The following is a 13,737-nucleotide window of genomic DNA, read 5'->3' as shown; positions in this document are numbered from 1 at the left end:
AAGGTCCTTCGCTCCGCTCAGGATGACAGACACTTTTTTTACCTCTTACTCACTCTATTCTCAACTTCACCCTTAGTTCACATACGGCGCTTCCAGTTCCTGGCCCATGCTTTGGATGGTGTCGGAGTGGCGGCCGGTGAGGCGCACAGTGCCGATGCGGGCTTCGGCTTCGGTGATGACTTCTAGCTCGCGGAGCCAATGCAGGCGGCGTAATTGAGGTTCAATTAGGCCCAGGGGGTTGATGTCGGCGTAGTGGTGGCGAAGGTAGGCCTTGGTGGTTTGTTCCAGCTTGTCGGCGAAGCGGTGCAGCTCCCGGCGTTGCCGCCACCTATCGGACAGCACCACGTGGGCGCGGGCCGTAACGAGCACAAAATAGCGCCGCCAGGTGTTCCAGCCGTACAGCATCAAGCCCAGCACCAATACGCCGCCCGTAGCGGCCAGCCAGACGTTATGACTCAGCCGGTCGCGCACGTAGGAGCTGCCTAACGCATTCACCACTAGCCAGCCTAATACAAACAGCCACGTGCGCCAGCGGTGCGGCAGGGTAGGGCGGCGCTTCTCCACGCGCACGGGCAATACCTCTTCGTACGGCATTTCAAATTCCAGCAGCACGTCGCCAGTGACAGAGCGCTTGCTGACGTGTACGCCGTGGGCACGCAACGTAAGTTGGGTAGTAGAGAAAAGCGAGCGTTGTTCTAAAACCATTCAGTGGGTGCAAGTTGGGAGTGGTGGGCGGTGAGTTTGTGAATAGAAAATACATCTGTCATCCTGAGCTTGCGAAGGACCTTCTCACATGAGAACAACAGGCGTAACAACGACTCGTTCTACGGGTATAAGGTCCTTCGCAAGCGCAGGATGACAGGCTTTCTTCACTCACAACTGCACAAACTCATCACTCACTATTCATCAATGAAACGGTGCCGGAGTGAAGCACAGTGCAAATATCGCCAGCATCAGCCAGCCCAGCACCTTGCGACCCGGCGACAGCGGACTTTCATCGGGAGCGGGTGGGTGGTGCACACCCGTTAGCCTACCCAATAGCAGACCGAAGACCAGCCAGCCAGGGTTGCCCAGCACACCGGGTAGGGCCACTGTGAGGGCCAACTGCCCAAACCATACGGCTGCCGCCAGCAACACCGTGCGGGCGGGAGTAGGCAGCAGCTTCCGAAATACCACAAATAGGTACAGCGCGTAAGGCACGCCGCCGTAGAGCCACGTGTCACGGTCAGAGTGCAGGGAGAAAATTCCTAATCCGGCATAGAAAATAAAGCCGATGAACAGCACCGTAGACAGCCGGTTGAAGCGCCGGTAGCCCAACAAACCGTACAGAATGTGCCCCCCATCGAGCTGCCCAATGGGTAAGAGATTGAGCGCCGTGAAGAACAACGACAACACCCCCGCCAGCAACACCGGGTAGTGCAGCAACTCATACGGGTGCGGCAAACGCGCCGGATCGGCCAGCCAGGTTTCCAGCCATTGGTAGATCAGCGGCTTACCAAAGGTGATGCCTTGGGCACCGGGTGGGTACACGTGGCGCGCATAATCGGCTCCAAACTGCTGGTATTCCGGATGAATCTGAAACAGATAATCTGCCAGCGGTGGCAAATGCGTGAAGCCGTACATCAGCAATGGCACCGCCACCACGAAGCCCGCTAACGGCCCGGCCAGGCCAATATCGAAATACTCCCGGCGCGAGAAAATCCGGTCTTTGATGCGAATAACCGCCCCAAACGTGCCAATGCCCAGCACAAACGGAATGAAGTAGGGTAGGGTAGTGCGCACCCGATTATAGCGCGCCGTGAAGTAGTGCCCAAACTCGTGCACCGTGAGCACGCCCAGAAACGGCACCGAAAACCATAGTCCCCGGCTCAGCTCTGTGCGCAAGGCCTCGCCCCGCAGCCCGAACACGTCGAGGGGTAGGAAATCCAACCCGCCGCGCGTGAGCATAATGCCGGCCAACGTGGTAGTCACCAGCGTAACCAGAAACAGCAGCAGGTGCAGGCCGTACACACGCCAGCGCGGCGGCTCGGGCTGCTCGTAGCGCACGAAGGCCTCGTGGGCATCGGCTAGGGTATAGGAAGCAGAATCGTCGGCAGCCGTGGGGGCTTCGGCGTCAGGCAGAGGTAGGGGAGAAGGCACGAATGGCGTCGGGCAAAGCGTCGGTGAGCGTCAGCGGCGGCGCCAGGAACAGGGTCTGTATTCCCAGGCGGCGGGCTGTTTCAATGTGTTGGATACTGTCTTCAATGAAAAGAGTTTCCTCGGCTTTCCAGTTCATTTCGCGCAGCACGTGCCGGAAAATCTCCTCGCCGGGCTTGCGCAGCCCTACCTCCTGGGAATAAAACACGCGGTCCAGCGCATCGGCAATGCCGTGTGCGAAGCTGTACTGCTCCTGTAGTTGCCGGTTGATAACGTTGATGTGCATGTGGTTGGTGTTGCTAAGCAGCGCCGTTTCGTGGCCTTGCTCCCGCAGCTCGGCAATAAGAGCTAAGCGCTCGGCGGGCACGTCCAGCAGCATGGCGTTCCAGGCGGCGTCCAGTTCGTCGTCGGTGGCCGTGAGCTGGTAGCCCGTGCGCAGCCCCTCCCGAAATGCCTCGCTCGTGAGGCGGCCGGTTTCTAGCTGGTCGAACAGCTCGGCCTGTGCTTGTTGGTTGAAGGCAATGGTGCTGCCCGCCGGGCTAAAACGGCGCATCTCATCCAGCGTGCGCTGGTAGTTGATGTTGATGATAACGCCGCCAAAGTCGAACAGCAGGTTGGGTTTCTTCGTCATACGATTTAGGTAGGGGCAGCTCGCAGCCGCCCGAAGGTAGGTTTCGTCCGCTCGAAACCACTCCGACGCGGATTAAAATTGGAAATTCGCCCGCAAACTTCGAAGTTTGCAGCAGCGAAACCAACCTGCTCTGTCAGATTAGTACGCATCGGGCCTATAGCTCAATCGGTTAGAGCAACTGACTCATAATCAGTAGGTCCTTGGTTCGATTCCAAGTGGGCCCACAACACACCGACTAAAAACAGCCTCTACAATATGTGGAGGCTGTTTTTGTTTTTATTTGGTAGAACATTAAATAATAGAATTTCGAACGTGGCTGCTCCTACCTTGCTGCTCGTTCAGTTTATGTCGACCTCTGTACTCTTCTAACTTGACGATAATAATACCTACTGCAAGATTATATTAAGTGTAACCAATGCAACCTTTTGCGCTGTTATCTGCATCCTATAGGCATCTAACTTCTTATTTCTACGATGAATTACTTCTCCACTTTATTAGCCGCTACACTATTGGCTAGTAGTCTGACAGCATGCGACAAAGACTCCGCGGAGCCGCTATTAGAAGAGCCGCAAGCAGAATTTTATGTGCAAGCTCGGCAAAACGATAATGTTTGGTTGAAGACAGGTGTTACGGGAGTCTACGGGAATTATTATAAATCTAAGCGCACGTTTTTCGTAACAGGTGCTGATCCCCAAAGTATAGGAATTGTAGAGAAATTAACGCTTAGCTTCTCTATGCCGAAAAGGCAACTACTTTCCTCTATCCAAGCCTTGCCAGCTACTTGGCTTGAAATAGGCGGTGGTGATATGATTTTCAATCAATTTATGTCAACAACTGCCCAAGGCCTGCCTACTATTCAGGTGACTCAGCTTGATACTATAAATCGGATCATAGAAGGCCGCTTTGAGGCCACCTTGCAGCGCGATGATTTTTACACAAAACAGGTGGAGCTAAAGCGTTTTAAGAGTGGAACCTTCCGCGTACAATACTATGAGCATGACTAACTATCCATAGAAAATATGGTGAAACAAAACGCCCCGACCAACCGGTCGGGGCGTTTGTGTTGCAATAGAGTAGGGCGTGTACTACCTTATAGTCGGAGAAGAGGTCTAACACCCTAGCCTATAGATATACTTTTTTAAAACGCCCTTCTGTATGCTTCGAATGACGTACTGCCAGCCTATGTAGGTAGGGGCCAACACGCCAGACGGCAAAGCTCCTCACTACTTCCTCTTGAGGCAAAACCTCAATCTTTTGCTTCAAGGAATTAGCCACGGATAATCCCTTTCTCCGTACACGTAGTCATATGTTTGGAGTAAGTGACATCCCGAAGTTCTTTCTGGCCTTCTTCCTGGTGCTGCCAGTTATTTCTTTTCTGCACGAGGCGGGACACGTGTTTTTTGCCTGGCTGATGGGGGGCAAAAACATCAAGGTGACCGTGGGCTCCGGCGACGTGGTGTTTCGGTTGGGCATGCTGGAAGTGCGCCAATACTACTTCTGGTACGGCCAGTGCACCTTCGACAATCTGAGGTATAACCACCGACTGGCCAACGTCCTTATTTTTGCGGGAGGCTCGCTTTTCAATGCCGTGTCTGCGGTGGCAGTGGTCTATCTTATCGAGAGCGGCCGGCTGGAGTCGGGCATGCTTACCTACCAGTTCACCTATTTCTCCCTGTACTACATCTTTTTTGCGCTGTTGCCCATGCCTTACCCCGACGGCAACCACAGCGACGGGAAGATTATTCTGGATTGGGTCCGCAACAAAGGGCAGGCCGCGGAAAAGACCTACTGCGTGCAGTGGAACGAGGAGGACGCGCAATGGCAGGTGCTGGACCACAACCAGAACCTCGTCGAGGAGTTTGCAGATGAAACACAGGCGCTCGAAAAAGCGCACGAGGTAGCACGGCGCAATCGGCCCAGCCGCTTACTAAGCAGCGAAGGCGGCCAGGAGAAAGAGGTAGCCAATTACCCCAGAGTACCACTGTAGCCGCCATTTCGCGGTGCTCCTACCCGCATCGCTGCCTTACACAATAGAAAGTACCTTTCGGTGGCCCATCCCAAACCCGTTAAGTAGCCTGATTTGATGATAGCAGCTATAGTCAGTTTCCTGGTGATGCTGAACCCGTTTGCCTTGTTTCTATACCTGAAGCCGATTATGCAAGACCTTTCGGAAGCCGACTTTCGGTCGGTATTTCTGAAAGCCAGCACAATTTCCTTTTGCATATACCTGGTTTTCCTGCTGTTCGGCGACCTGGTTTTCCAGAAGGTATTTAGCATCAATTTCGAGTCGTTCCGGATATTCGGCGGCATTGTGCTGTTTTCCTTTGCCTACATTTTTATTGTGCAGGGAAGGAAGGCGTTCATTCAGATTAAAGGCGACCTGCACGACCTAGCTTCCGAAATTGCGCTGCCCTTCATGGTAGGGGCCGGCACTATCTCGCTCACCGTCTTGATGTCGGAGCAGCTGCAACTGTGGCAGGGGGTAGTAGCGCTGGTCTTGATTATGCTAATCAACTACCTGATCATTATGGGGTTGAAGCAAATGCGCCGCACCATGCGCAGCAAAAGCTTTCAGATTGCCTTCGATAAAATCATGGAGCTTTTGCTACGCATCAACGGCTTTTTCCTGGGCGCTATCGGCGTTGATATGATTACTACCGGTATCACTAACCTGATGCGGGCCGCTGGGTAGGCTTGGCCGTAGCGCCTACCGTATCACCTCCTCGGAATAAACCAGCCACAGCGGAATGGGCAGGTCCATGTTGTAGATTTCCTTCGGTACGCTGCCAAAACGCAGGGAGGGTAGGGGGTTACTACCCTTCAGGCCGAGCACGAGCAGGTCGTATTTGCCTTTGCCCAAGTGTAGGCGAATGCGCTCTGCCACGCTTTTGTTGGCGGCCCGCACCAGGGTGTAGGGCACGCCGGCGGTTTCTTGGTGTTTTCGCTGCAAGGCGGCAAACCGCTCCTTCACGATTTCTTCGGCCTTCTTCACGGCCTTTTCTTCCGAGATAAGCGGGAAGTACTGGGTCGGCAGCCGGTACACGTGCAGTATCTCCAGTTGCAGCCCCAACTGCGTGGACAGGTTTTGGCTGAGCCGCAGGGCGTGCACCGAGGTGGCCGAAAAATCCAGCGGCAGCAGAACTTTATGAATGCTTGCTACCGCCGTTTCGGGGAAGACGAGCACGCTGCACGGCAGCACCTGGAGCAGCTTGGTGCCGAGGGCGCCGGTGCTCTTGTCGCTCATTTTTTTACCCAGTAAGGCCAGCTTGATCCGGTAGCGCTTCACCAGTTCGGCCAGCATCACCTCTGTGTTCGGCTCCTCGCCTACGAGCACCTCATACGCCGCAGCATTGCCGAACTGCTCGACCACGATGTCGTTGATGTTGCCTTCCACTTCGGTGGCTAGGTCCATATTGCCGAACAATTCCCGGAAGTCGTCGCTCAGCTCGGCTACCTTCACGTTGTGCACAAAGTACACTTTGCCTACTTGCAGCCGCTCGCAGATAGAGCGGGTGAAGGCCACCAGTTTTTCGTCTATATCACTCAGGTCCAGGCAGACCATCATCGCGTCAATGGCAATCATAGTTTCGCGGCGTTTGGGGGTAAGGGGGTAGAAGTGCTTGTTTGAGGCGCTTTGGCGTCCTGCTTTTGCGCCCGCTTGGCCAGCATCTCGCCTACCAGTTGCTGATAATCTTTGCGTTGCTGGGCGCTGCCGAGCTTCGTTTCTTCTTCCAGTTCTTCGCTTAGCCCTTTATACAAGCTATAGCACATGAGCAGCAGAATGATAGCAAAGGGAAGTCCTGTGATAATAACAGCCGTTTGCAAGGCCTGCAACCCGCCACCCAGCAGCAGCACCGCCGCAATGGTCCCGCCCGACAGGGCCCAGAACACGCGGGTGCCAACAGAAGGGTCTGGCCGGCCGCCAGAGGTAAGACTTACCACCACCAGCGACCCAGAGTCGGAAGACGTGACGAAGAACCCGGTGATGAGCACAATGCCGATAACCGACAGAATATTAGAGAAAGGAAGCTGCTCGAAAAAGACAAACAGGGCTGTCGATACGTCGGCGGCCACGGCCTCGGCTACGGCCGTATTGCCGCCCAGTACTTCGCGCAGGGCGGTGCTGCCGAATACCGTCATCCACAGAAACGAGAGTAGGGAAGGCACAATCAGTACCCCGAGCACAAATTCCTTGATGGTGCGGCCTTTGGAGACGCGCGCAATGAAGATGCCCACAAACGGCGCCCACGAAATCCACCAGGCCCAGTAAAACACCGTCCAGGTGCCCTGCCAGTTGGTATTGCTGTAAGCTTCATTCCAAAAAGAAAGCTGCATAAAGCTCCCGATGTAGTAGCCAGTGTTCTGCACATAAGAACCCAGGATAAACACCGTAGGCCCCAGAAACAGCACCGCCACCAGTACCAGCAAGGCAATCCGGACGTTCCATTCGCTGAGGATACGCACGCCTTTGTCTACTCCCGTTACCACCGATATGGTAGCAATACCCGTGATGATGGCTATCAGGCTAATCTGGGTAGTGACGTTGTTGACGATAACTGGAAATACGTGGTGTAGCCCCGCCGCTACTTGCTTCACCCCCAGGCCCAGCGAGGTAGCCAAGCCGAAGAGGGTAGCAATAACCGCCAGAATATCAATCACATCACCAATAACGCCGTGGATGCGCTCACCCAGAAACGGGTAGAAAGCCGAGCGTACCGTAAGAGGCAATTGGCGATTATAGGTGAAAAAGGCCAAGGCCAGCGCTACCAGCGCATAAATGGCCCAGGCATGAAAGCCCCAGTGCAGGAACGTGAAATTCATGGCCTGGCGGGCAGCGGCCGGCGTACCCGGCTCCCCAAGCGGGGGCGTCTGAAAGTGGTTGATGGGCTCGGCCACGCTCCAAAAAAGCAGGCCAATGCCCATGCCGGCGCTGAATAGCATGGCAAACCAGGAACCGGTGCTGAACTCCGGCCGCGCATCCCGACCACCCAACCGGATGTTGCCAAACCGGCCGAAGGCCAGAAACAGGCAATACGCCACGAAAATGTTCACGCTCAGAATAAACAGCCACCCCATGTTGGACGTGACAGCAGTCTGTATTTCCGCGAAAAACGTTTCGGCGCTTTCCCGAAAGACCAAAACGAGCACGATACTGAGGACAAGTATCACGATGGATGGCCAGAACACGGGCCCGTTTACATCCAACCCAAACGATTTTTTCGCCTCATTCCTAACTTTGCTCATATACAGTGCTGTTGATTTCTAGAAGTAGTAGCCCATGTTGATGTTGAATCGCATGTGCCAGCGGGTGTTGCCGGAAGTGCCACTGGTAAAGGCATTTTCCCATTCAGGTCCCAACCAGGGGTGGTTATAGCCAAAGGCGGCGTCGGTGTAGATGGCCATGGGCCCGGCGGCAAACAGCGCCCCCAGCACGTTCATGTGCGAGTTCTCAAAGCCACGGACATCTTTCGAATAGTAGCCGTAGTTGTCGTACAACGTGATGCTTTGCAGCAAGCGGGTTTCAATGGGGAGACGGTAGGCGACGTTGGCCGTGTACAGGTTGCCCCTGGTGGCTACCCGGTAGTTGGCGCCGTACGCACCCATCTCAACGAAATTTAAGGCCGCACCGTTGGCATATTTTGGCTGAAAGCGGTAGCGCATGGCCTGCAACTTCATACTCCAGCGGCTATAGGAGGGCTTAAATTCATAGTGCACCGCCCCGGCGTAGCGGGTGCCGTTGCGCCTGGTATCCAGGTTGTAGAGGAGGCCGCCCTGTAGGGAAACGCCCAACTCGTGGGCCAGGCTGTCGTCGAGGCGCCGGACCAGTTTAAAATTTAGCTGGTTGTTCTCCTTGTTGCGTCCGGTTACGTCGTAGGAGTAGCGGTTGGGGCTGGCTTCGGCCGAGCTGAACACAAAATCCTCCGCGCTTTTGTAGTAGGCCGCCTGCCACTGCCAGAGGCCCCGGTCGTGAATGTACTTTACACCCATGTCGTGGTCATCCTCAAACCCCAGGTAGTAGGTCATGTTGAAAAACCAATTGTTGGAGTTGTATTGCTGAATGCCGAAGGGCACTTGGTTCAGCCCTACCTGTAGTTGGGCGGCATCCGAGAAATCGTACTGAAACCAGCCCTGCTTCAGAAAGCTCCCTCCAAATGCCTGCGAGTAGTGCCGGAACTCGGCGTTCAGCTTGATGCCTTTATAGGCGGCTTCCGCATTGATGCGAAACATATCAAAGCCAAAATCACCGCCCCGTTCCACTTGGTCCTGTTTCCAGGTAGAGAGGTTGTAGTTGAAGCGCAGCGCACCGCCCAGCTTCAGGGCAGGCTTTTCATCGTCTTTGTCCTCTAGGTCTTGTGCGTGGCACAGCGTGCCGAAGAAGCAGAGAAATAAAAGTAAAAGTGTTTTATGCATAGAGGGGCGTTAGGTGAACTCCTGGGTAGGTTGGACGAAGTCAAGCGAAAAACGTTTCGCAAAAAGTGTATTTGCTTTACCGCGGCGCTAAGCTTCCAGAAGCTCTTTCGCAAATCCCTTTTGGAAATTCGGAATGTGGATTCTGCGTATGGCAGCGTTATTCCACTTCACCATCCTTCCTCGTGATGCTACTTCGCTTCCGTTGGCTTTTCCTATTTTTCTGCTTCCTCAATAGTTACAGCTACGCCCAAACCTACCGCTTTCAGGGTACGATGAGCCAGAACGTGCTCAACAACTACCTCGACCGCGCCATTACCATGCAGGGGCAGTCAGAAATAGAGGGTGTCAACAAATTGAGCGAAGCCGAACGCCGGCGCAACATAGCCATGCTGCACAACGTGGGCGCCAAGTTTGTGAGCCGCATTGGGGGCTGGTGGGAAAATGCCTACGACCAAGCCGCGCATGATGCTCTATTTGCACAGGTCCGCTGGAATGTACGCCGCATCCAGACCCACGACCGGGAAGTGATTTGCCAAGCGGCGGTATTCGAGTATGTATCAGAGAGTGTGAACAACATAGCCGTGCCAGCGCGAGTATTCCGGGCGTTTGGGCTGCCTGTGGTGCGGCGCAATTTTCGTTGTCATGAGATGCTGTACCCGGCACCCGCCGCGCAGTACCGCGTCTACGATGGTCCGATGGCTGAAAGCATGCGTCGGTTCACGCCCGATGTCACCACTCAGGAAGCCCAATTGTGGTTTTACTACATGGCCACGCGCTACCTCGCGGCGGGTTGCGAGGCCATTCATTTCGGACAAGTAGAAGTAATGAACCGCCGCGACGTGGGCAACGCGCAGTGGTGGGCGCTGCTCCAGAAAATCAGGACCTATGCGGCTACCCGGAACCGCGGCGTGGTGCTCTGCGACGGCCACGTGCCTTCTGGCGGCATATACTACGAGCCGCAGCTGGTGCAAACTATGCCGTTGGCCGAGTGGCAGTCGTATCGCCCTACCTCCGATAGCACAAAGCAACTGGTACTCGATTTTCACTCCATTTGGGTGAACTACCAGGAGGCGCCAGGCTGCACGCCCGAGCGGCAGCCAATTACAATACAGGTTGATCCGAACGTAGGATTGCACCAGCGCAGCCTAGGGGGCCTCAATCCGCTGGGCTGGACGGCCGTGCGCAATCCCTACCTGGTAGAGCTGGACAATAGCGGGCCGAGCGCCGAAGCCGCCGTAGGGTGCAACTACGACCGAAACCGCGACTGGTTTCTGTGGGGCTGGGACGAAATCAGCTGGTTTGCGCAGCAGCCCCCCGCCTACCGCGACTCCGTGCTGGTATATTCCTACTACCGCATAAAACAGCTGGACCCCAGTGGCCACCTGGCCATGCCCGGTATGCGGGGCGTAGAGCCGGGCATGGGCCGGCCTAGCTACCTATACCGTTGTAATACGGGCCTGGGCAATCAGCAAGCCACCATTCGTAGTATCTGGCGCGGGAGGTACGCCGATTCGGTGCTGCAATTGGAGTAAGCTGTGTTATAGAACAAAGTAGAGACGGAAGGATGCGTCTCTATTTTGTTCTTGACCTGCGTAGGGCGATACTTAAAACGACTTCGTGAAGCCTACCTTGATCTTGAGCTGAAAGTCCTGAATCACCTTGAAAATCTCTTTCAGCGTGACTTGTTCCACTTGCGTAAGGGTGGTCGGGTCTACGTAATTGGTGGGAGAGGTGCGGTCTTTCAGGAGCTGGGTGGCCTGCTTGTGCAGGCGCATGCCCATCAGGTAGTAATACGCCTGTAGCAGCTCCTGATACTCTTTTTCGCGGAAGACTCCACGCTCGCGCAACAGGGCCAGCCGCTCGCCGGTGTTGGTCCGGAAAATCTGGTGTTGCAGCGCGTATACCCGTACTAGGTCCACAATGGGCGTCATGGTGCGCTTGAGGTCGAACACCTTTTGGGTGCCCTGCACAAACGTGCGGATGTTGCGCAGGAAGGTAAGCGGCGGCTCGTATTGCAGGGCGTTCTGAGCCATAAACCGGAAAAAGCGCTCCGAGGGCTTTTGGAGCTCCTGATGCAGAAAGGCTTGCAGTTCGTCCATAATTGATTCGTCGCCGTAGAGGTAGCGGCAGTCGAAAAAGGTAGCGAAGCGCATCACGTTTTCGGGGTTTGACTCGCGCAGCCACTCCTGGTAGTTGCGTTTCCAATGCGAGAGCGAGTGCGTCCACTTCGGGTTTTTGGCCATGAAGCCGCCTGTACAGTAATGCAGCCCAATGTGGTTGAGCTGGTCGGACACGGCCTCCGCGAAGCGCAGGAAATACGCTCGCACTAATTCGCGCTGCTCATTGGCTTTGTCTTCGTAGATGATGGCATTGTCCTGGTCCGTCACCAGGGTTTGCTCCTGCCTACCCTCGCTGCCCAGTACCATAAACACGAAGCGCGCCGGGGCCGGGCCGTGCTCGGCCAGCACATTGTCAATCACCTTGAGGGCAATGGCATCGGCCACGGCCGTAATCACCTGGTTCACGATTTCCGACTTCACGCCCCTACCCAGCAGCTGCTGCACAATCTCGGGTACCTGGTCCCAGCGGCGCTTTAGCTCGTGGGTGCTCTGGGCCAGCTTCACAGCCTGAATGAACATAAACGGCGACTGGGCCAAGTCGCTGAGCAGTTTGTTGCGGCTCAGGAAGCCCAGAAACTCGCCCTCGCGCTCTACCAGCAAGTAGCGCGTTTTGGTCTGAAACATCTTCAGAATAGCCTCATACACAAAAGCTCCGCTGCTGACTGTGACCAACGGCGTGGCTAGCACGTCGGCTACGGGGCGGTTGGCATCGAGGCGCTGCGCAATCACGGAGTCGCGCAGGGTGATGTCGGTGCAGTAGCCCACAATGGTACCCTCGGCATCGGTCACAAACAGGCAGCTCACCTTGGCCGCTGCCATACGTTGCGCGGCCTCGTAGATGGGCGTATCCAGCGTGCAGGCCGTGATGGGGCGCATCTCCAGCGTTTCTACCCGGCGCGAAAACAGCTGGTCGGCCACCAGGAAATTTTGCTCGGGCGTGTCGCGGGGCTTCACGAAGTGGGCAAACTCCTCGTTCAGCATCTGCTCGCCGTAGCGCGCCGTGAAAAAGTGGAAGAAGGCAGGGTAGGACACGCACAGCGCCCGAAAGTCGCGGCGGGGGAGGGTGAGCACCCGCGTGCGGGCGCGCACTACCACCGTCCGGATAGAGCGTTTTTTGTGCAGCAGGATGGAAATGCCTCCGTAGCAGGTGCCGGCCGGGTAGATGAGGGGTAGGCGCTTGTGCTGCTCGCTATCGTAGAAAAAGGTGTCGTAAGCGCCTTCTACAATGATGTCCAATGCCCGCAGCTTGCTGGTACCCTGTTGGTAAAGTAGGGTTTCGCGGGGGTAGTGAACTTCCTCTACCAAATCGGCTACCCCTGCCAGCACGTCGTCGGGCAGGAGCTGGAAGGGTTCCACGGTGCGCAAAAAAGCCAGGACGTTATCCATAGATCAACCAATAGAGAAGGAGAAAAAACAAGGCCACCCCGATAGTAATCGGTAGTTGGTGTTGTGCCCAGAAGGAGCGGGGCGCTGGGGGCACCAACCGCGGTAGGGTAGGGGCGGTGGCAGCAAACAGCCCCCGGCGGCGCATTTCAAAAAAGCAGCGAGCCGTAGCAGCGGCGTCGCCCACGGCATCGTGTAGGCGGGGCGGCGGTTCCTGGAAAAGATATTCGTGCAGGTCGGCTAGCTTCAGGTAATGTCCACGCAGGCTCAGCGGCCGACTGCTGAACATAGTGCAGAACTGCGGCAAGGCCGGCAGCGGATTCGACAAGCCTACCCGCTGAAACGCCGCACCCAGCACGTGAAAATCGAGCTGCAAAAAGTGGCCGATTACCTGCGGACGGTAGTGGAGCAGGTCGTGGTGCAGGCGCTCCAGCACGGGGCGGGGCGCGGCACCATGGGTGTGCAAAAAGTCTTCGGTGAGGCCGTGCACGGCAACAGCTTCGGCGGGCATAGTACCAGCGGGTACGCGCAGATACGCTTCATCGGTGCGCACCCGCTCACCGGCCGCCGTGTATACCTGCCAAGCCAGTTGCGCAATGTGGGGCCAGTGGCCTTCCTCTGCGTATGGTTGGTCCCAGCGAGTGGGCAAGCCCGTGGTTTCCGTATCAACAAACAAGAAAAAATCGGCAGCCACAGAGCGGTAGTATTAGGCGCAACAAGGGCACCATAGAAGAAAATAGCAGGTAGGGCACGCCGCCTCAGCCTGCTGCTGGCAAAGCATACCTATTTCTAACAGCCAAAGTACTGCTTTGGTGTAATAGTAAGTTGAGGTGAGGGCGCAGAGTGCAAACGTTGTAATACTGCTGATTACTTGAAAGAGAAAAATTTGTTTATGCTATTACACAAACGATAAAGTTTAGATAACATTCTTATATTTCGGGACAAGTTGCAGTAAGAGAGGCCTCAGTATGCGATTCAGGCCACTTCAAAGCAACTGCCCCCGTTTTCAGAAGGCCTTGGCCTGTTTTTTTACCCTGCCTACACAAACGATTGCGA

Annotated in this window: 12 protein-coding genes and 1 tRNA gene; 5 read left to right on the top strand and 8 right to left on the bottom strand. The window is 55.6% G+C overall.

Annotated elements, in window-relative coordinates; all coding sequences use genetic code 11:
* Window positions 1–72 precede the first annotated feature (72 nt).
* The 3 genes from KYK14_RS11720 to KYK14_RS11710 all read right to left on the bottom strand — a co-directional run bounded on the left by KYK14_RS11720 (window position 73) and on the right by KYK14_RS11710 (window position 2,767).
* Window positions 73–705, bottom strand: a complete 633-nt coding sequence (locus KYK14_RS11720) for a hypothetical protein (RefSeq protein WP_208308082.1) — start codon at window positions 703–705, stop codon at window positions 73–75.
* Between the two features lie 201 nt (window positions 706–906).
* Window positions 907–2,139, bottom strand: a complete 1,233-nt coding sequence (locus tag KYK14_RS11715; protein WP_343217092.1) for a site-2 protease family protein — start codon at window positions 2,137–2,139, stop codon at window positions 907–909.
* Window positions 2,114–2,767 carry an HAD family hydrolase gene (locus tag KYK14_RS11710; RefSeq protein WP_219159022.1) on the bottom strand — a complete coding sequence of 218 codons (654 nt, stop codon included), beginning with the start codon at window positions 2,765–2,767 and terminating at the stop codon, window positions 2,114–2,116. The genes KYK14_RS11715 and KYK14_RS11710 overlap by 26 nt, the downstream gene beginning before the upstream one ends.
* Before the next feature lie 150 nt (window positions 2,768–2,917).
* On the opposite strand from KYK14_RS11710, the gene KYK14_RS11705 reads away from it, so the two are divergent.
* The 4 genes from KYK14_RS11705 (at window position 2,918) to KYK14_RS11690 (ending at window position 5,459) form a co-directional block, all read left to right on the top strand.
* Window positions 2,918–2,991: transfer RNA gene (locus KYK14_RS11705), tRNA-Ile, on the top strand.
* 249 nt (window positions 2,992–3,240) lie between these two features.
* On the top strand, window positions 3,241–3,771 hold the full coding sequence (locus KYK14_RS11700) for a hypothetical protein (protein ID WP_219159020.1): 531 nt from the start codon (window positions 3,241–3,243) through the stop codon (window positions 3,769–3,771).
* Between the two features lie 302 nt (window positions 3,772–4,073).
* On the top strand, window positions 4,074–4,754 hold the full coding sequence (locus KYK14_RS11695) for a site-2 protease family protein (protein ID WP_219159018.1): 681 nt from the start codon (window positions 4,074–4,076) through the stop codon (window positions 4,752–4,754).
* A gap of 96 nt (window positions 4,755–4,850) precedes the next feature.
* Entirely contained in the window at window positions 4,851–5,459 is a 609-nt protein-coding gene (locus KYK14_RS11690) for a MarC family protein (RefSeq protein ID WP_219159017.1), read from the top strand.
* 15 nt (window positions 5,460–5,474) lie between these two features.
* Here KYK14_RS11690 and KYK14_RS11685 read toward each other — a convergent pair whose 3' ends face one another.
* The 3 genes from KYK14_RS11685 to KYK14_RS11675 are packed head-to-tail and all read right to left on the bottom strand — an operon-like array spanning window position 5,475 to window position 9,178.
* Window positions 5,475–6,350, bottom strand: a complete 876-nt coding sequence (locus tag KYK14_RS11685; protein WP_219159016.1) for a universal stress protein — start codon at window positions 6,348–6,350, stop codon at window positions 5,475–5,477.
* Window positions 6,347–8,011 carry a BCCT family transporter gene (locus KYK14_RS11680; protein WP_219159014.1) on the bottom strand — a complete coding sequence of 555 codons (1,665 nt, stop codon included), beginning with the start codon at window positions 8,009–8,011 and terminating at the stop codon, window positions 6,347–6,349. Before KYK14_RS11680 ends, KYK14_RS11685 begins: the two co-directional genes overlap by 4 nt.
* Before the next feature lie 18 nt (window positions 8,012–8,029).
* Window positions 8,030–9,178 (bottom strand): hypothetical protein, encoded by a 1,149-nt coding sequence (locus KYK14_RS11675; protein ID WP_246601810.1) that lies wholly within the window; start codon window positions 9,176–9,178, stop codon window positions 8,030–8,032.
* A gap of 185 nt (window positions 9,179–9,363) precedes the next feature.
* Between KYK14_RS11675 and KYK14_RS11670 the strand changes: the two genes are divergently transcribed.
* On the top strand, window positions 9,364–10,710 hold the full coding sequence (locus KYK14_RS11670; RefSeq protein WP_219159012.1) for a hypothetical protein: 1,347 nt from the start codon (window positions 9,364–9,366) through the stop codon (window positions 10,708–10,710).
* Between the two features lie 72 nt (window positions 10,711–10,782).
* On the opposite strand, the gene KYK14_RS11665 is transcribed toward KYK14_RS11670, so the two are convergent.
* Both KYK14_RS11665 and KYK14_RS11660 read right to left on the bottom strand, forming a co-directional pair.
* Entirely contained in the window at window positions 10,783–12,684 is a 1,902-nt protein-coding gene (locus tag KYK14_RS11665; RefSeq protein WP_219159010.1) for a DUF294 nucleotidyltransferase-like domain-containing protein, read from the bottom strand.
* A complete protein-coding gene (locus tag KYK14_RS11660; protein ID WP_219159008.1) occupies window positions 12,677–13,375 on the bottom strand; it encodes a 3'-5' exonuclease in 699 nt (232 codons plus the stop codon). Before KYK14_RS11660 ends, KYK14_RS11665 begins: the two co-directional genes overlap by 8 nt.
* Window positions 13,376–13,737: the final 362 nt, after the last annotated feature.

The sequence above is a fragment of the Hymenobacter profundi genome (genome assembly GCF_019334315.1).
Classification (GTDB): domain Bacteria; phylum Bacteroidota; class Bacteroidia; order Cytophagales; family Hymenobacteraceae; genus Hymenobacter; species Hymenobacter profundi.
This window is presented reverse-complemented; position numbering and strand designations above follow the sequence as displayed.